The following is a 17,877-nucleotide window of genomic DNA, read 5'->3' on the forward strand; positions in this document are numbered from 1 at the left end:
AACATTGTCATTATCCTGTCACCCGGCAAACAGAGAGCGTTAGGTAAAGTACCCCTATCAATACTCTGGACTTCATTTGAACCATTTACCAGGTCTGCCTGGACGAGAAGCGTTATGTTCAAATTAAAATTACTCAGCATTAGCACGATATTCATCCTGGCAGGCTGCGTGTCGCTTGCGCCTGAATATCAGCGGCCCGCAGCACCGGTACCCCAGCAGTTTTCACTGTCCCATAACAGCCTGACGCCAGCGGTAAATGGCTATCAGGATACGGGCTGGCGTAACTTTTTTGTCGATCCCCAGGTTACCCGGTTGATCGGTGAAGCTCTGACTAATAACCGTGATTTGAGAATGGCTGCCCTGAAGGTTGAAGAGGCCCGAGCCCAGTTCAACGTCACGGATGCAGATCGTTATCCCCAGCTGAATGCCTCATCCGGGATAACATACAGCGGTGGTCTGAAAGGTGACAAGCCGACCACACAGGAGTACGACGCGAGACTGGAGCTCAGCTATGAGCTCGATTTTTTCGGCAAACTTAAGAACATGAGTGATGCTGATCGCCAGAACTACTTTGCCAGCGAAGAAGCCCGTCGGGCCGTACACATCCTGCTGGTATCCAACGTTTCACAAAGCTATTTCAGCCAGCAACTGGCGTACGAACAACTTCGTATTGCGCGGGAAACGCTGAAAAATTATCAACAGTCCTATGCTTTCGTTGAGCAGCAGCTCGTGACCGGGAGTACGAACGTTCTGGCACTTGAACAGGCGCGAGGACAAATCGAAAGTACCCGCGCCGAAATAGCCAAACGAGAAGGCGATCTGGCTCAGGCAAACAATGCCCTGCAACTGGTGCTGGGAACGTACCGCGCACTTCCGTCAGAAAAAGGGATGAAAGGCGGGGAGATAGCCCCAGTAAAATTGCCACCAAATCTGTCTTCACAAATTTTGCTGCAGCGACCGGATATTATGGAAGCGGAATATCAGCTGAAAGCGGCTGATGCCAATATTGGCGCAGCGCGAGCGGCCTTTTTCCCCTCAATTACCCTGACCAGTGGTCTTTCCGCAAGCAGTACGGAGCTGTCCAGCCTGTTTACGTCAGGAAGTGGAATGTGGAATTTTATCCCTAAAATTGAAATTCCTATATTTAATGCTGGCAGGAATAAAGCCAATCTGAAGCTGGCTGAAATTCGCCAGCAACAGTCGGTGGTTAATTACGAACAAAAAATTCAGTCAGCCTTTAAGGATGTTTCCGACACGCTTGCGCTGCGCGACAGCCTTAGCCAGCAACTTGAGTCACAGCAGCGTTATCTTGATTCACTTCAGATAACTCTCCAGCGTGCCAGAGGATTGTATGCAAGTGGTGCTGTCAGTTACATCGAAGTGCTGGATGCAGAACGTTCCCTCTTCGCTACCCAGCAAACCATTCTCGATCTTACCTATTCCCGGCAGGTTAACGAAATTAATCTGTTTACCGCGCTGGGTGGCGGTTGGGTAGAGTAAATTTATTTAATTAATCAGGAAATTAAAATGCGTAATTCACTTAAAGCCGTTTTATTTGGTGCCTTCTCTGTCATGTTTTCTGCCGGTCTTCATGCTGAAACACATCAGCATGGCGATATGAATACTGCCAGTGATGCTTCGGTACAGCAAGTTATCAAGGGCACCGGTGTCGTTAAAGACATTGATATGAATACTAAGAAAATCACCATTTCGCATGAAGCAATTCCAGCGGTGGGCTGGCCTGCAATGACCATGCGCTTTACTTTTGTTAATGCAGACGATGCTATTAATGCCCTGAAAACAGGCAACCATGTCGATTTCTCGTTTATTCAGCAGGGCAATATCTCCTTACTCAAAAGCATTAACGTGACGCAGTCCTGATTGGCTGTCCGGAGCGATTACATCCTGTGCGCCTGTACATTCACATAGGTATATGTGTGAGTTAACCGTCAGGCGCATATGCCAGGTGTTTTGATTTTTTAGCGGAAAATTGTATGGCTTCTTTAAAGATAAAATATGCTGCAATAATTATCAGCAGCCTCATAGCAGGGGGGCTGATATCGGTTACTGCCTGGCAGTATGTAAACTCAGCACAAAAGACAGAAAAAACAGAACAAAAGGCACCGGAACGAAAGGTGCTTTTCTGGTATGACCCAATGAAACCGGATACCAAATTTGATAAACCCGGAAAATCGCCCTTTATGGATATGGACCTGGTGCCAAAATATGCTGATGACAGTGGCGATAAAAGCAGTGGCGGGATCCGTATCGACCCAACCCAGGTTCAGAATCTGGGATTAAAAACGCAAAAAGTCACGCGAGGAATGCTGAATTATTCTCAGACAATCCCGGCTAATGTCAGCTATAACGAGTATCAGTTTGTTATTGTGCAGGCGCGTTCTGACGGGTTTGTCGAAAAAGTCTACCCCATGACGATTGGCGATCATGTGAAGAAGGGGACGCCACTTATCGATATTACCATTCCGGACTGGGTGGAAGCACAGAGTGAATTCCTTCTGTTATCCAGCACCGGTGGTACTTCCACGCAAATTAAAGGCGTTCTGGAACGGCTTCGCCTGGCAGGTATGCCGGAAGAGGATATTCAGAGACTGCGTTCTACCCGGAGCATTCAGACCCGTTTTACCATTAAAGCACCTATTGATGGTGTCATTACTGCATTTGACCTGCGCACCGGCATGAATATTTCGAAAGATAAGGTGGTGGCTCAGATTCAGGGAATGGACCCGGTCTGGATCAGCGCTGCAGTGCCAGAATCTATCGCCTATCTGCTGAAAGATACGTCGCAGTTTGAAATTTCGGTACCGGCTTATCCGGATAAAACATTCCATGTCGAAAAATGGAATATTCTTCCCAGCGTGGATCAGACAACCCGTACGCTTCAGGTCCGTCTCCAGGTTTCTAATAAGGATGAGTTTCTCAAGCCGGGCATGAATGCCTATCTGAAACTGAATACCAGAAGCCAGGAGATGCTGCTGATACCAAGCCAGGCCGTTATCGATACCGGCAAAGAACAGCGCGTGATTACTGTTGATGATGAAGGCAAGTTTGTGCCGAAACAGATCCACGTTCTGCATGAGTCACAGCAACAGTCCGGCATCGGCTCCGGCCTGAATGAAGGCGATACCGTGGTGGTCAGTGGCCTGTTCCTCATTGACTCTGAAGCCAATATTACGGGCGCACTGGAACGTATGCGCCACCCTGAAAAAACAGAAAGCAGTATGCCAGCAATGTCTGACCAGCCTGTAAATATGCATTCAGGGCACTGAGGAGACGACGATGATTGAATGGATTATCCGGCGCTCTGTCGCCAACCGTTTCCTGGTCATGATGGGGGCCCTGTTTCTCAGCATCTGGGGCACATGGACGATTATTAACACGCCTGTCGATGCCTTGCCTGACCTGTCAGATGTGCAGGTCATTATCAAAACCAGCTATCCCGGCCAGGCCCCGCAGATTGTAGAAAACCAGGTCACCTATCCACTTACCACCACCATGCTGTCCGTGCCTGGCGCAAAAACCGTGCGTGGTTTTTCACAGTTCGGTGATTCGTATGTGTATGTCATTTTTGAAGACGGCACCGATCTGTACTGGGCCCGTTCCCGCGTGCTGGAGTACCTGAACCAGGTACAGGGAAAACTGCCCGCCGGTGTGAGTTCTGAAATCGGTCCGGACGCCACGGGGGTGGGCTGGATATTTGAATATGCCCTTGTCGATCGCAGCGGAAAACACGACCTTTCAGAACTGCGTTCTCTGCAGGACTGGTTCCTGAAATTTGAGCTGAAAACCATCCCGAACGTGGCTGAGGTCGCTTCGGTTGGCGGCGTGGTGAAACAGTACCAGATTCAGGTCAATCCGGTAAAATTGTCTCAGTATGGTATCAGCCTGCCCGAAGTGAAACAGGCCCTTGAATCGTCTAACCAGGAGGCCGGTGGCTCATCCGTTGAAATGGCCGAAGCTGAGTATATGGTCCGTGCCAGCGGTTATCTTCAGAGCATTGATGATTTTAATAACATCGTCCTGAAAACAGGCGAGAACGGCGTGCCGGTTTATCTGCGGGATGTTGCCCGCGTGCAGACCGGGCCTGAAATGCGGCGTGGTATTGCCGAGCTGAACGGCCAGGGCGAAGTCGCTGGCGGCGTGGTGATCCTGCGGTCGGGTAAAAATGCACGCGACGTTATCACGGCAGTGAGGGATAAACTTGAGACGCTGAAGGCCAGCCTGCCGGAAGGCGTTGAAATCGTGACCACCTACGATCGCAGCCAGCTCATCGACCGGGCGATTGATAACCTCAGTTCCAAACTTCTGGAAGAGTTTATCGTGGTGGCCATCGTCTGTGCCCTGTTCCTGTGGCACGTACGTTCTGCCCTGGTGGCGATTATCTCTCTGCCGCTTGGTCTGTGTATCGCCTTTATCGTCATGCACTTCCAGGGACTGAACGCCAATATCATGTCGCTGGGAGGGATAGCGATTGCCGTCGGTGCGATGGTGGATGCCGCCATTGTGATGATTGAGAATGCGCATAAGCGGCTTGAGGAGTGGGATCATCAGCATCCGGGTGAGCAGATTGACAACGCCACCCGCTGGAAGGTGATTACCGATGCCTCCGTTGAAGTGGGACCCGCACTGTTTATCAGCCTGCTGATCATCACCCTGTCCTTTATTCCTATCTTTACCCTGGAAGGTCAGGAAGGACGTCTGTTTGGCCCGCTGGCATTCACGAAAACGTACTCCATGGCGGGCGCGGCCGCGCTGGCCATCATCGTCATTCCGATTCTGATGGGATTCTGGATCCGGGGGAAAATTCCTGCAGAGACCAGTAACCCCCTGAACCGGGTACTGATCAAAGCGTATCATCCATTGCTGTTGCGGGTTCTCCACTGGCCAAAAACAACCCTGCTGGTTGCGGCCTTGTCCATTTTCACCGTTATCTGGCCGCTGAGCCAGGTGGGCGGTGAGTTTCTGCCGAAGATTAACGAGGGCGACCTGTTGTATATGCCGTCGACCCTGCCGGGTGTCTCTCCGGCTGAAGCTGCAGCGCTCCTGCAGACGACGGACAAGTTAATCAAAAGCGTTCCTGAAGTGGCCTCTGTATTTGGCAAGACCGGTAAAGCAGAGACCGCCACGGATTCCGCACCGCTCGAAATGGTTGAAACCACGATCCAGCTCAAACCTGAGGATCAGTGGCGTCCAGGCATGACGATTGACAAGATTATTGAAGAACTCGACAGGACCGTCCGTTTACCGGGGCTGGCAAACCTCTGGGTGCCGCCAATCCGTAACCGTATTGATATGCTCTCAACCGGGATCAAAAGCCCGATAGGTATCAAGGTGTCCGGAACGGTTCTGTCCGATATCGATGCAACGGCGCAGAGTATCGAAGCGGTCGCCAAAACCGTACCCGGCGTAGTGTCTGCTCTCGCAGAGCGACTGGAAGGCGGGCGCTACATTGATGTGGATATCAACCGGGAAAAAGCCTCCCGCTACGGAATGACGGTGGGCGATGTGCAGCTGTTCATCTCATCAGCCATCGGCGGCGCGACGGTAGGGGAAACGGTTGAAGGCGTGGCCCGGTACCCGATTAATATCCGCTATCCGCAGGATTACCGGAACAGCCCGCAGGCCCTGAAACAGATGCCGATCCTGACCCCGATGAAGCAGCAGATCACGCTGGGCGATGTTGCGGATATTAAGGTCGTTTCCGGGCCGACTATGCTGAAAACGGAAAATGCCCGTCCAGCCAGCTGGATTTACATTGACGCGCGCGGCAGGGATATGGTGTCGGTGGTTAATGACATTAAAACGGCGATCAGTCAGAAAGTGAAACTGAGACCGGGTACCAGCGTGTCATTCTCCGGACAGTTTGAACTGCTTGAGCATGCCAACAAGAAACTGAAGCTGATGGTGCCGATGACGGTGATGATCATCTTCATCCTGTTGTATCTGGCATTCCGCCGGGTTGATGAAGCCCTGCTGATCCTGATGAGCCTGCCGTTCGCCCTGGTTGGCGGGATATGGTTCCTGTACTGGCAGGGCTTCCATATGTCTGTCGCAACCGGAACGGGGTTTATCGCTCTGGCCGGGGTGGCAGCAGAGTTTGGCGTGGTCATGCTGATGTATCTGCGTCATGCCATTGAAGCGCACCCGGAATTGTCCCGTAAAGAGACGTTCACACCGGAAGGCCTTGATGAAGCCCTCTATCATGGTGCCGTACTGCGTGTCCGGCCGAAAGCCATGACCGTGGCGGTGATCATTGCGGGTCTGCTGCCAATACTCTGGGGAACCGGTGCAGGTTCAGAAGTCATGAGCCGTATCGCGGCACCCATGATTGGTGGGATGATCACGGCTCCGCTGCTGTCCCTGTTCATTATTCCTGCCGCCTACAAATTAATCTGGCTGCGCAGACATAAAAAAAGCGTGTCCTGAACCTGAAAGGGCACCCCCTGTGGGTGTCCTTCTTTACTGATTCACCCTGACGTCAGGGTTTAAATCGATAATATACAGAGGTGAGTATGAAAAAAGTGGTTCTGATGGCGCTGGCTCTCGGCCTTTCACTGCCCGCGATGGCGAGTGAAAAAGTGATTGATATGTACAAATCTGACAACTGTGGCTGTTGTTCCCTGTGGGGCAAGGCGATGGAAAAAGACGGGTTTGAAGTACGAACTCACGTCATGAATGATCAGGCGCTGTCAGCCCTGAAAGAAAAGCATGCTATTCCTGCAGGACTGCGAAGTTGTCATACCGCGGTTGCCGGTAATTTGATCATTGAAGGCCATGTGCCTGCGACAACGATACATAAGGCAATGCAGTCTGGTTCAGGTATATACGGTCTCGCCACCCCCGGTATGCCAGCAGGAAGTCCTGGAATGGAGATGGGAGCCCGAAAAGAGGCTTACGATGTTATCGCATTCTCACCGGATGGAAGTAAAAAAGTCTTCCAGCGAATCGAATAGTCAGCGGAACGGCTGATAACGGGACGCCGGTAGCAGGCACTCCTGTGCCGGCGATATTCGTGGTAATCGCATCCATGACATACCCTGAAGACAGAAGATGCTTCGGTATGCATAAGGAGAGTTACTGTGAAAAATGACAATGCAGTGCAACACAACAACCAGACTGCTTCTGAGCAGACATTATCCCCGGACGAGGGCCACGTATTGCATAAGGTGAGAGATCCCGTGTGCGGGATGGCCATCCTGCCCGACAGGGCGCACAGCAGCATTCGATACCAGGACCATCAACTTTATTTCTGCTCCGCCAGCTGTGAGAGTAAATTTAAAGCCCATCCCGATCGTTATCTTACCGAAGATGCCAGTGAACATTCCCATCACCATCACCACGATCATCATGAAGTCAGCCCTGATCAGATAAAACAGCCTCACCACCAGGCGGAAAAAGAGAATTCTGAAGGTGTGTGGACATGTCCGATGCACCCGGAGATACGCCGCAGTGGTCCCGGAAGCTGTCCTGTCTGTGGAATGGCACTGGAGCCGCTCGTAGCTACGGCATCCACGGGGCCGAGTGATGAACTTCACGACATGACAAGACGCTTCTGGCTGGGGTTGTTGCTGGCGTTTCCGGTTCTGGTACTCGAAATGGGATCTCATCTGTTTCCCGAGTTGAGGAATACAGTACCGCCACAGTACAACACATGGCTGCAGCTGCTTCTGGCCTCCCCTGTCGTGTTGTGGTGTGGCTGGCCATTCTTCGCCCGGGCCGGAATGTCGTTACGTAACCGCTCCCTGAATATGTTTACCCTTGTTGCAATGGGGACCGGCGTAGCCTGGGTTTACAGCGTCATTGCAACCGTCTTCCCCTCCTGGTTTCCTGCATCGTTCAGAAACATGGATGGCCTGGTGGCCGTTTATTTTGAAGCCGCAGCAGTTATTACGGTGCTTGTTCTGCTGGGACAGGTTCTTGAGCTGCGGGCACGGGAACAAACCTCAGGCGCCATTACTGCGCTTCTGAACCTTGCCCCCAAAACCGCCAGACGGCTGGATCATGACGGTCATGAAACGGATATTAATGCGGAAGATGTCCTGCCTGGCGATAAGCTCCGCATCAGACCTGGAGAGAGTATTCCGGTCGACGGTATCGTGATCGAAGGCAAAACAACCGTTGATGAATCGATGGTGACCGGGGAATCTATGCCGGTTACCAAAACGGAGGGTGACCCTGTCATCGGGGGGACCATTAATCAGACAGGGAGTCTCATCATCCGTGCAGAGAAAGTCGGTGATGAAACAATGCTCTCACGAATTGTTCAGATGGTCGCTGATGCACAGCGTTCGCGTGCCCCCATCCAGAGAATGGCTGACAGCGTTTCAGGCTGGTTTGTTCCTCTGGTGATACTTATCGCGGTTGTTGCTTTCGTGATCTGGTCTGTCTGGGGGCCCGAGCCCAGGATGGCGCACGGTCTCATTGCGGCTGTGTCGGTCCTGATTATTGCCTGTCCCTGCGCGCTGGGGCTGGCCACGCCGATGTCGATAATGGTGGGGGTGGGCAAAGGAGCCCAGGCCGGGGTGTTAATCAGGAATGCCGAAGCCCTTGAGCGTCTTGAAAAAGTGGACACGCTGGTTGTCGACAAAACAGGCACGCTCACGGAAGGTTCGCCTACGGTGACAGGGATTATCAGTCTCAATCCGGGTGGGGAAACATCTCTTTTGCGTGTAACAGCCGCAGTGGAAAAAGGCTCGCAGCATCCGCTGGGTATGGCAGTAGTTAAAGCAGCACAGGAAAAGGGGATCGCAATACCCGCAGTCACTCATTTCGATGCACCGTCGGGTAAAGGTGTCTCAGGCGATGTCGAAGGTCAACGGGTTGTTATTGGTAATGAACTGGCTATGCAGGAAAACAGTATAGTTATTGATAATCAAAAGGCCGTTGCGGATACGTTGCGGATGGAAGGCGCTACCGTTATCTATGTGGCCACAGACGGGGACCTTGCAGGCCTGATAGCTATCTCGGATCCCGTGAAAACAACCACGCCGGATGCGCTTAAAGCTTTGCGTCAGGCGGGGATCCGCATCGTTATGCTCACCGGGGATAACCAGCTTACTGCTGAAGCAGTCGCACGGAAACTGGGAATAGATGAGGTTGAAGCCGGAATTCTGCCGGATGGCAAAAAAGCAGTGATAACCCGACTGAAAGAGTCTGGCCATGTGGTTGCGATGGCCGGAGACGGTGTGAATGATGCCCCGGCGCTGGCAGCGGCTGACGTGGGTATAGCCATGGGAACGGGTACAGATGTGGCAATTGAAAGTGCCGGAGTCACCCTTCTCAAAGGCGACTTGATGATACTGAACAGGGCCCGTCATCTGTCAGAGATCACCATGAAAAATATCCGTCAGAATCTGTTTTTTGCATTTATCTACAACGCACTTGGCGTGCCTGTGGCTGCAGGTCTGCTTTATCCTGTGTATGGAATACTGCTGTCGCCAGTTATTGCGGCGGCGGCCATGGCTCTTTCCTCCGTCAGCGTCATTGTGAATGCGTTGCGTCTGAAAAGTGTCAGGCTCGGGAAATAACACTGAGTGAAGGGTCAGTTACGAACAGAAGGAGTCCAGTATGAAAAGTACCACCTATGCGCTTATTGCTGTCGCCGCGATCGCGGCATTTGCCCTCCTGCGCGAACACTGGTCACATGTGGCAGGTTACTGGCCATATCTGTTATTGCTGGTCTGCCCGCTAATGCATCTTTTCCACGGCCACGGAGGGCATGGAGATCATCAACATCACGGAAGTGAAAACGATAAAAAAAATTAATCCGGCAGACGGGGCCGCGTCGCGGTCCCGTTATCAGTCCAGGTATCGTTCGTAGTCTCTGGCATGCGCAAAAGGCATGCTGTTCGAGTTTGTTATCAGCGGGTGCCGCTGCCCGGAACGCCAGAGAGTTAACAGGGTTGTTATTGATGACCAGCTCGTAATGCAGATGAGGACCGGATGAACGTCCGCTGTTACCGGATAACGCAATAGCACCTCCCCGTGTAACCCTGGCCCCTTTAGTAACGAGTATTTTATTGAGGTGGAGATAGCGAGTTTTAACACCGGCTTTTCCCGTTACTTCAACAAAATATCCCATGGTACTGTTGTATTCGGCCCGGGTGATTTTTCCGTCGATGACGCTGACTATTTTCGTGTTCATGGGCATGGAATAATCAATGCCATTATGGGGACTCACTTTTCCCGATACCGGGTTAAGTCTTGCAGGATTGAAAGGCGAACTGAGTCTTGCTGTGGCCGGTAACGGATAATCGAGACTGCCTTTCCCGGAAGTATCGGAAAGGTTATAGAACTTTTTATCTGATATACGATACGCCGTGTAATTAAATGAACCGGACGTAAATTTATAGGCCACGACACGTGATTTTCCCGCTTTCTTTTGCAGTACGAGTTTTAATGATTCATTTTTTTCAAATGCCGCAGATTAAACCGGGAAGGCAAGGAGCGCTGAAGAGTAGCGATCTCGTTCGATTCCAGCCCCGAGCGGGTGGCTGAAAGGTAGGCATTTTCTTTTACGACATCGGTAGAATACATTTACTGGAATTCGCCGTTAGCATGAACACTGCGGCGTATGCTAGGGGTTTTCAGGAGGCGTGTCATCTGTCAGTTAATCGGGAGCACCGTTGATGGTCGTCATTTTTGTAACATATCTTGTTTCCCGTTTGCTCCTGAAGCTCTGGGAACTGTATGACCAGCCCGACGGTGATGATTAACGGGACTGAAACAGGTTACGGCAGAGCAATATGGGGCTCATGTCCTGCTACGTAACCCGTCAGTAAAGCCCTGCTGCGCACCTGACGCTAAGCACTAACCCGCCTGCAGTTACCTGGTCGAATACAGCCCGCGAAGCTTTCTTGCCTGCGTCTGATGTGCTTCCGCACCGGCATTATTGACCTGCTCATGCACGAGAGCGGCTTTTTCTCCGGCATTCAGTTCGTTAAAAGAAGAAGACGAGGTCTTTGAATTTGCATCACTGCCGGACAGCATTTTTTTATGTTCCTCAATCATTTTCTGATGCGCATAGGACGCGCTGTTGTTCATAAATGAATGAGCAACAATGGCCCTTTCATGTTCATTCATTTCAGAGAATGAGGGCGTGTTGTTTTTATTAACCCTGTCCGGTAAGTTTTCATGCGTCGAGGAATTCACATGACTGACGGCTGAGGCATTATTAACAAATCGATGTGCTTCATGGGCAATATCACTGGACTGAGCAAAAGCTGCCCCACAAAATAAAGCTGTAAACGCAGTGGTCGTGATTAATATATTCATGTGTAATTACCTTCTGAGGTACATAAAAGATGTCCTTATGATCATATATAAAAATAATCAACCTGTGGGGAAGATGACGTAAATGTAATACAGCTATGTACATTACACGATTGTAATGAATTTGTTTCTTAAGGTGTGCTAGATTCATTTCATTGTAAGTGGATGAACCAGTAATTTAATTTAAATCGGTTCTCGAATTCTGTCAGTAACCATACTTTAAATAAGGGAATGCGCATGCTGTTGAAAACGTCTCGACGAACTTTCCTGAAGGGGTTAACCCTCTCTGGCGTAGCCGGAAGTCTTGGCGTATGGAGTTTCAATGCGCGTTCCAGTCTGAGCCTGCCAGTTGCCGCATCCCTGCAGGGTACTCAGTTTGACCTGACCATTGGTGAAACGGCCGTCAATATCACGGGCAGTGAGCGTCAGGCCAAAACAATCAATGGAGGCCTGCCGGGGCCCGTTCTTCGCTGGAAAGAAGGTGACACCATTACCCTGAAGGTCAAAAACCGTCTTAATGAACAGACGTCCATTCACTGGCACGGCATTATTCTTCCGGCCAATATGGATGGTGTTCCGGGGCTGAGTTTTATGGGCATAGAGCCTGATGATACCTACGTTTACACCTTTAAGGTTAAGCAGAACGGGACTTACTGGTACCACAGCCATTCCGGTCTGCAGGAACAGGAGGGGGTATACGGTGCCATTATCATCGATGCCGGGGAGCCAGAACCGTTTACTTACGATCGTGAGCATGTGGTCATGTTGTCTGACTGGACCGATGAAAATCCTCACAGCCTGCTGAAAAAATTAAAAAAACAGTCGGATTACTACAATTTCAATAAACCAACCGTTGGCTCTTTTTTCCGCGACGTGAATACCAGGGGGCTGTCAGCCACCATTGCCGATCGGAAAATGTGGGCTGAAATGAAAATGAATCCGACTGACCTCGCGGATGTCAGTGGCTACACCTACACCTATCTCATGAACGGGCAGGCCCCGCTGAAAAACTGGACCGGACTGTTCCGTCCCGGTGAAAAGATACGCTTACGGTTTATCAACGGCTCGGCAATGACCTATTTCGATATCCGTATCCCCGGGCTGAAAATGACGGTCGTGGCTGCAGATGGCCAGTATGTAAACCCGGTTACCGTTGACGAATTCAGGATTGCCGTTGCCGAAACCTATGATGTCATTGTGGAGCCTCAGGGTGAGGCCTATACCATCTTCGCACAATCCATGGACAGGACCGGTTACGCTCGAGGGACACTGGCCACGAGAGAGGGGTTAAGTGCTGCCGTTCCCCCCCTCGATCCCCGTCCTCTGTTGACCATGGAAGATATGGGTATGGGGGGAATGGGACATGATATGGCAGGAATGGACCACAGCCAGATGGGAGGCATGGATAACAGCGGAGAGATGATGTCTATGGACGGTGCTGGCCTTCCGGATAGCGGGACATCCTCCGCGCCCATGGATCACAGCAGCATGGCCGGTATGGATCATTCCCGGATGGCCGGAATGCCGGGTATGCAAAGTCATCCTGCGTCAGAAACGGATAACCCACTGGTTGATATGCAGGCGATGAGCGTCTCTCCGAAATTAAATGATCCGGGTATTGGTCTTCGAAATAACGGAAGAAAGGTTCTCACGTACGCGGATTTGAAAAGCCGCTTTGAGGATCCTGACGGACGTGAACCTGGCCGTACCATAGAACTGCATTTAACCGGCCACATGGAAAAGTTTGCCTGGTCATTTAACGGAATCAAGTTTTCAGATGCCGCACCGGTGCTGCTGAAATACGGTGAGCGGCTCAGGATCACGCTGATCAACGATACCATGATGACTCACCCCATTCACCTGCATGGTATGTGGAGCGATCTGGAAGATGAAAACGGTAATTTCATGGTTCGTAAACACACAATAGATGTTCCCCCTGGTACAAAACGCAGTTACAGAGTGACAGCAGATGCGCTTGGCCGCTGGGCGTATCACTGCCATTTGCTCTATCACATGGAAATGGGAATGTTTCGTGAAGTCCGGGTGGAGGAATGATGCGAATGAAGAGAAATTTGAAGGCCATACCTGTTCTGGTCGCCGGTTTGTTTACCTCACAGCTTTCTATTGCGGCGGGCTCCGTCTCTGCAGATCCCCACGCCGGGCACGACATGTCTGCCATGCAGATGCCAGCAGATGAGAATTTCACTGAGATGACGTCAATGGAGCCCATTGTAACTGAGAGCAGAACGCCAATTCCGCCTGTTACCGATGCCGACCGGAAGGCTGCATTCGGCAATTTACAGGGGCATGCGATTCACGACAGTGCGATTAATTATCTGGTTCTGCTGGATCAACTGGAATGGCAACGGTCGGATAACACCAACAATTTCAGCTGGAGTGTTAACAGCTGGATTGGAGGCGACACAGATCGGATTTGGCTAAAGAGTGAAGGTGAACGAAGCAATGGGGAAACGGAGGCGGCTGAAGCGCAGTTACTCTGGGGACATGCGGTTGGCCCATGGTGGGATTTGGTTGCGGGTGTCAGGCAGGATTTCAGACCTGCTTCTGCCCGGACCTGGGCTGCTGTCGGTTTTCAGGGGCTGGCACTCTATAATTTTGAGTCTGAAATTACGGGTTTTGTCAGTAATGGCGGAAAAGCAGCCCTTCGTCTGGGAGGAGAATACGACGTTTTACTGACTAACCGGCTCATACTCCAGCCATCCTATGAGGTGAATTTCTACAGTCAGGATGATGAATCGCGGGGTCGCGGCAGGGGACTGACTGACACAGAGCTGGGGCTCCGGCTGCGCTATGAAATACGCCGTGAGTTTGCACCCTATATAGGCGTTTCCTGGAATCAACTTTACGGGAAAACATCCGATATGGCGAAAAGAGAAGGTGAGAAAGACCATCAGGTAGTATTCCTGGCGGGAGCCAGAATCTGGTTTTAACGCACTGATATAAAACACTCAACTAAACAGGTAAATAAAATGTCGATTTTAAATAAAGCCATTCTTACAGGTGGCCTCGTTATGGGCGTTGCTTTCTCTGCTATGGCCCATCCGGAATTAAAAAGCTCTGTGCCACAGGCTGATTCAGCCGTAGCGGCCCCGGAAAAGATTCAGCTTAATTTCTCGGAAAATCTGACCGTGAAATTCTCAGGTGCAAAATTAACGATGACGGGTATGAAAGGCATGTCATCACATTCTCCGATGCCGGTCGCGGCAAAAGTGGCGCCAGGCGCTGACCCTAAATCGATGGTCATTATTCCGCGAGAGCCTTTACCCGCTGGCACTTATCGTGTTGACTGGCGCGCGGTTTCTTCAGATACGCACCCTATTACCGGTAATTACACCTTTACAGTGAAGTAATATTATGAACGACCTGATTATGATTGTTATTCGTTTTCTTCTTTATCTGGATTTGATGGTAATATTTGGATTGCCATTTTTTCAGATATATGGAATAAGCGGTGTCAGACATGAAACCTATAACCTGACTAATTTCAGGTCGTTTATAACTTTTGCTGTTGTTACAGGCATCATTCTTACTGGCATTAATATGCTCCTGGTATCTAATGCCATGAGTGGAGTAACTGACCTCAGAGAATTATCCATCCATGTTATCGAGATGGTGATAGAAGAAACTGATGTGGGTATTAGCTGGATTGTCAGGCTCTGTGCCCTGTTTACCACACTCGGTGCTTTGTTCCTTTACACTAATAAGAGAGTATTGTCCTGCCTGCTGATGACGATGAGTGGGGGCGTGGCGCTGGCTACACTTGCCTGGGGAGGACACGCCGTTATGCATGACGGTCTGCATTACTATCTCCATTTACTGAGCGATCTGACCCATCTCGGCGCTGCAGGTGCCTGGACAGGTGCTCTGGTTGCATTTGCTATCCTGCTGATGCGCAGAAACGAGCATAATGCACAGAGCGTCATTGTGATATCTGACTCCCTGGCAAAATTTGCCACGGCAGGAACGGTGATTGTTGTAGCCCTGATCCTGAGTGCGCTGGTCAACTATCTGTATATTGCTGAGGGTAACTTAACTCCCTTATTCAACAGTTCCTGGGGGAGGATATTGCTTGCCAAGACGGCTCTGTTTGTTCTGATGCTTCTTCTGGCTGCAGCAAACCGGTTTCACCTGGGTCCCCGGCTTGAAGTTATGGTCAGGGAAGGGAATTATGATCGCAGCGTTGCCCTGATGCGAAACAGCATCCTGACAGAATTCGTTGTTGCGATTATCATTCTGGGCGCCGTAGCGTGGCTCGGAATGCTTGCTCCGTCTCAGGTCAGCTAGGGGACAGCCAAAGCTCATGCGTGAGATTTTTACTTTCATATCAGCGAGTTGACCATGCAGCGTATTTTAATCGTTGAAGACGAACAAAAAACAGGTCGTTACCTGCAGCAGGGACTGGTTGAGGAAGGCTATCAGGCCGATCTCTTTAATAATGGCCGCGATGGTCTCGGGGCCGCGTCGAAGGGACAGTATGATTTGATAATACTGGACGTGATGCTGCCTTTCCTCGACGGGTGGCAAATCATCAGCGCACTGAGGGAGTCCGGGCACGAAGAACCGGTCCTGTTTTTAACCGCAAAGGACAACGTGCGGGACAAAGTGAAAGGACTGGAGCTTGGCGCAGATGACTACCTGATTAAGCCCTTTGATTTTACGGAGCTGGTTGCACGTGTAAGAACCCTACTGCGCCGGGCACGCTCGCAGGCCGCAACAGTCTGCACCATCGCCGATATGACCGTTGATATGGTGCGCCGGACCGTGATCCGTTCGGGGAAGAAGATCCATCTCACCGGTAAAGAATACGTTCTGCTTGAGTTGCTGCTGCAACGCACCGGAGAAGTGTTACCCAGGAGTCTTATCTCGTCCCTGGTCTGGAACATGAATTTTGACAGTGATACGAATGTGATTGATGTCGCCGTGAGACGTCTGAGAAGTAAAATTGATGATGACTTTGAGCCAAAACTGATCCATACCGTTCGCGGTGCCGGATATGTCCTGGAGATCAGAGAAGAGTGAGGTTCAAAATTTCCCTGACCACACGCCTGAGCCTGATTTTTTCTGCGGTGATGCTTACGGTATGGTGGTTATCAAGTTTTATCCTGATTAGCACCCTTAATGGCTATTTCGATAATCAGGACCGCGATTTTCTGACAGGTAAACTTCAGCTCACCGAAGAGTTTCTTAAAACAGAGACGTTCAGGAACAAAACGGATATTAAGTCATTATCAGAAAAAATAAACGATGCGATGGTGGGGCACAATGGCTTATTCATTTCTATAAAAAACATGGAAAATGAAAAAATTGTTGAACTCTATGCCAAAAATTCTGTTGTTCCAGCGGTCCTGCTTAATAAGTCGGGTGATATTCTCGACTATATGATCCAGACGGAAGAAAATAACACCGTGTACCGCAGTATCTCGCGGCGGGTTGCCGTGACGCCGGAACAGGGTAAAAGCAAACATGTCATCATTACGGTTGCCACGGATACTGGGTATCACACCCTGTTTATGGACAAACTCAGTACCTGGCTGTTCTGGTTCAATATCGGTCTGGTCTTTATTTCTGTTTTTCTGGGCTGGCTGACCACACGTATTGGTCTGAAACCGCTACGGGAAATGACCAGTCTGGCTTCCTCCATGACCGTACACAGCCTGGATCAGCGTCTAAATCCCGATCTGGCTCCGCCGGAAATCTCTGAGACCATGCAGGAGTTCAATAATATGTTTGATCGCCTGGAGGGGGCATTCCGGAAACTGTCAGATTTCTCGTCTGACATCGCGCATGAGCTGCGCACACCAGTCAGTAATCTGATGATGCAGACGCAGTTTGCACTGGCTAAGGAAAGGGATGTTTCGCATTACCGCGAAATTTTATTCGCTAACCTGGAAGAACTGAAAAGGTTGTCACGAATGACCAGTGACATGCTTTTTCTGGCACGTTCAGAGCATGGTCTGCTGCGGCTGGATAAACATGATGTGGATCTGGCAGCCGAACTGAATGAATTACGTGAGTTGTTCGAGCCCCTGGCAGACGAAACAGGAAAGACAATCACGGTTGAAGGAGAGGGCGTTGTTGCCGGAGACAGCGATATGCTCCGACGTGCTTTCAGTAACCTGCTTTCCAATGCAATCAAGTATTCTCCCGATAACACCTGTACAGCGATACACCTTGAGCGTGACAGTGACTGTGTGAACGTGATGATTACGAATACGATGTCCGGCCAGGTTCCCGCTAATCTGGAACGTTTGTTTGACCGGTTCTATCGCGCAGACTCATCAAGGTTCTACAACACGGAAGGCGCGGGGCTGGGATTATCAATTACAAGGTCGATCATTCATGCTCACGGCGGCGAGCTGTCAGCAGAACAGCAGGGGCGTGAAATTGTGTTCAAAGTGCGCCTGTTAATGGATTAATCCCGTTGTTCAGGAGAAACCTGGAAGGTGACAAAATTGTCATCATTCAGTCACGCGATAAACAGAGGCGGTTTTTTATAATTATTCATAAATCAGGAGCAGCGTGATAACACAATCACCTGGTTCCTGGAGTGATGATTAACCCGCCCTG

General features: G+C 50.6%; 14 protein-coding genes and 1 pseudogene. 13 read left to right on the plus strand and 2 right to left on the minus strand.

Annotated elements, in window-relative coordinates; genetic code table 11:
• Positions 1 to 114: 114 nt before the first annotated feature.
• The 7 genes from silC to AM329_RS19520 all read left to right on the plus strand — a co-directional run bounded on the left by silC (position 115) and on the right by AM329_RS19520 (position 9,783).
• Entirely contained in the window at positions 115 to 1,500 is a 1,386-nt protein-coding gene (silC, locus tag AM329_RS19490) for a Cu(+)/Ag(+) efflux RND transporter outer membrane channel SilC (RefSeq protein ID WP_000475506.1), read from the plus strand.
• A gap of 27 nt (positions 1,501 to 1,527) precedes the next feature.
• Complete coding sequence (gene cusF / locus AM329_RS19495) at positions 1,528 to 1,881, plus strand: cation efflux system protein CusF (RefSeq protein ID WP_001246155.1); 354 nt, start codon at positions 1,528 to 1,530, stop codon at positions 1,879 to 1,881.
• 113 nt (positions 1,882 to 1,994) lie between these two features.
• Positions 1,995 to 3,287 carry a Cu(+)/Ag(+) efflux RND transporter periplasmic adaptor subunit SilB gene (gene silB, locus AM329_RS19500; RefSeq protein ID WP_000157620.1) on the plus strand — a complete coding sequence of 431 codons (1,293 nt, stop codon included), beginning with the start codon at positions 1,995 to 1,997 and terminating at the stop codon, positions 3,285 to 3,287.
• A 10-nt stretch (positions 3,288 to 3,297) separates the two neighbouring features.
• The gene (silA, locus tag AM329_RS19505) at positions 3,298 to 6,444 is read left to right on the plus strand and encodes a Cu(+)/Ag(+) efflux RND transporter permease subunit SilA (protein ID WP_000574029.1); all 3,147 of its coding nucleotides are present in this window, start codon (positions 3,298 to 3,300) and stop codon (positions 6,442 to 6,444) included.
• Positions 6,445 to 6,530: 86 nt separating this feature from the next.
• Complete coding sequence (locus tag AM329_RS19510) at positions 6,531 to 6,971, plus strand: DUF411 domain-containing protein (protein ID WP_000758224.1); 441 nt, start codon at positions 6,531 to 6,533, stop codon at positions 6,969 to 6,971.
• A gap of 126 nt (positions 6,972 to 7,097) precedes the next feature.
• Positions 7,098 to 9,545 (plus strand): Ag(+)-translocating P-type ATPase SilP, encoded by a 2,448-nt coding sequence (gene silP, locus AM329_RS19515; protein ID WP_001353604.1) that lies wholly within the window; start codon positions 7,098 to 7,100, stop codon positions 9,543 to 9,545.
• 40 nt (positions 9,546 to 9,585) lie between these two features.
• Entirely contained in the window at positions 9,586 to 9,783 is a 198-nt protein-coding gene (locus AM329_RS19520; protein WP_000843494.1) for a DUF2933 domain-containing protein, read from the plus strand.
• Between the two features lie 33 nt (positions 9,784 to 9,816).
• Here the strand turns inward: AM329_RS19520 and AM329_RS19525 are convergent.
• Both AM329_RS19525 and AM329_RS19530 read right to left on the minus strand, forming a co-directional pair.
• A pseudogene (locus AM329_RS19525) lies at positions 9,817 to 10,554 on the minus strand (peptidoglycan DD-metalloendopeptidase family protein).
• 288 nt (positions 10,555 to 10,842) lie between these two features.
• Entirely contained in the window at positions 10,843 to 11,292 is a 450-nt protein-coding gene (locus AM329_RS19530; RefSeq protein WP_001023257.1) for a copper resistance protein, read from the minus strand.
• A 234-nt stretch (positions 11,293 to 11,526) separates the two neighbouring features.
• On the opposite strand from AM329_RS19530, the gene pcoA reads away from it, so the two are divergent.
• The 6 genes from pcoA to pcoS are packed head-to-tail and all read left to right on the plus strand — an operon-like array spanning position 11,527 to position 17,726.
• Positions 11,527 to 13,344 carry a multicopper oxidase PcoA gene (gene pcoA, locus AM329_RS19535; RefSeq protein ID WP_001378117.1) on the plus strand — a complete coding sequence of 606 codons (1,818 nt, stop codon included), beginning with the start codon at positions 11,527 to 11,529 and terminating at the stop codon, positions 13,342 to 13,344.
• 5 nt (positions 13,345 to 13,349) lie between these two features.
• Positions 13,350 to 14,240: a copper resistance outer membrane transporter PcoB gene (gene pcoB, locus AM329_RS19540; protein WP_001378118.1), complete on the plus strand. Its 891-nt coding sequence runs from the start codon at positions 13,350 to 13,352 to the stop codon at positions 14,238 to 14,240.
• A 39-nt stretch (positions 14,241 to 14,279) separates the two neighbouring features.
• Positions 14,280 to 14,660, plus strand: coding sequence for a copper resistance system metallochaperone PcoC (gene pcoC / locus AM329_RS19545; protein ID WP_000025662.1), 381 nt, complete (start codon positions 14,280 to 14,282; stop codon positions 14,658 to 14,660).
• Between the two features lie 55 nt (positions 14,661 to 14,715).
• On the plus strand, positions 14,716 to 15,594 hold the full coding sequence (pcoD, locus tag AM329_RS19550) for a copper resistance inner membrane protein PcoD (protein WP_229692861.1): 879 nt from the start codon (positions 14,716 to 14,718) through the stop codon (positions 15,592 to 15,594).
• 54 nt (positions 15,595 to 15,648) lie between these two features.
• A complete protein-coding gene (gene pcoR, locus AM329_RS19555) occupies positions 15,649 to 16,329 on the plus strand; it encodes a copper response regulator transcription factor PcoR (protein WP_001188930.1) in 681 nt (226 codons plus the stop codon).
• The gene (gene pcoS, locus AM329_RS19560) at positions 16,326 to 17,726 is read left to right on the plus strand and encodes a copper resistance membrane spanning protein PcoS (protein WP_001211180.1); all 1,401 of its coding nucleotides are present in this window, start codon (positions 16,326 to 16,328) and stop codon (positions 17,724 to 17,726) included. The genes pcoR and pcoS overlap by 4 nt, the downstream gene beginning before the upstream one ends.
• Positions 17,727 to 17,877: the final 151 nt, after the last annotated feature.

The organism is Enterobacter cloacae complex sp. AR_0002, assembly GCF_001922365.1.
In the GTDB taxonomy this organism is placed as follows: domain Bacteria; phylum Pseudomonadota; class Gammaproteobacteria; order Enterobacterales; family Enterobacteriaceae; genus Enterobacter; species Enterobacter hormaechei_C.

What these genes read in the sequence shown, in the direction of transcription:
- pcoA (WP_001378117.1), top strand. Translation starts at nt 11,527, where the DNA reads ATGCTGTTGAAAACGTCTCGACGAACTTTCCTGAAGGGGTTAACCCTC.
- AM329_RS19510 (WP_000758224.1), top strand. Translation starts at nt 6,531, where the DNA reads ATGAAAAAAGTGGTTCTGATGGCGCTGGCTCTCGGCCTTTCACTGCCC.
- pcoC (WP_000025662.1), top strand. Translation starts at nt 14,280, where the DNA reads ATGTCGATTTTAAATAAAGCCATTCTTACAGGTGGCCTCGTTATGGGC.
- pcoB (WP_001378118.1), top strand. Translation starts at nt 13,350, where the DNA reads ATGAAGAGAAATTTGAAGGCCATACCTGTTCTGGTCGCCGGTTTGTTT.
- cusF (WP_001246155.1), top strand. Translation starts at nt 1,528, where the DNA reads ATGCGTAATTCACTTAAAGCCGTTTTATTTGGTGCCTTCTCTGTCATG.
- silC (WP_000475506.1), top strand. Translation starts at nt 115, where the DNA reads ATGTTCAAATTAAAATTACTCAGCATTAGCACGATATTCATCCTGGCA.
- AM329_RS19530 (WP_001023257.1), bottom strand. Translation starts at nt 11,292, where the DNA reads ATGAATATATTAATCACGACCACTGCGTTTACAGCTTTATTTTGTGGG.
- silB (WP_000157620.1), top strand. Translation starts at nt 1,995, where the DNA reads ATGGCTTCTTTAAAGATAAAATATGCTGCAATAATTATCAGCAGCCTC.
- pcoR (WP_001188930.1), top strand. Translation starts at nt 15,649, where the DNA reads ATGCAGCGTATTTTAATCGTTGAAGACGAACAAAAAACAGGTCGTTAC.
- silA (WP_000574029.1), top strand. Translation starts at nt 3,298, where the DNA reads ATGATTGAATGGATTATCCGGCGCTCTGTCGCCAACCGTTTCCTGGTC.
- AM329_RS19520 (WP_000843494.1), top strand. Translation starts at nt 9,586, where the DNA reads ATGAAAAGTACCACCTATGCGCTTATTGCTGTCGCCGCGATCGCGGCA.
- pcoD (WP_229692861.1), top strand. Translation starts at nt 14,716, where the DNA reads ATGGTAATATTTGGATTGCCATTTTTTCAGATATATGGAATAAGCGGT.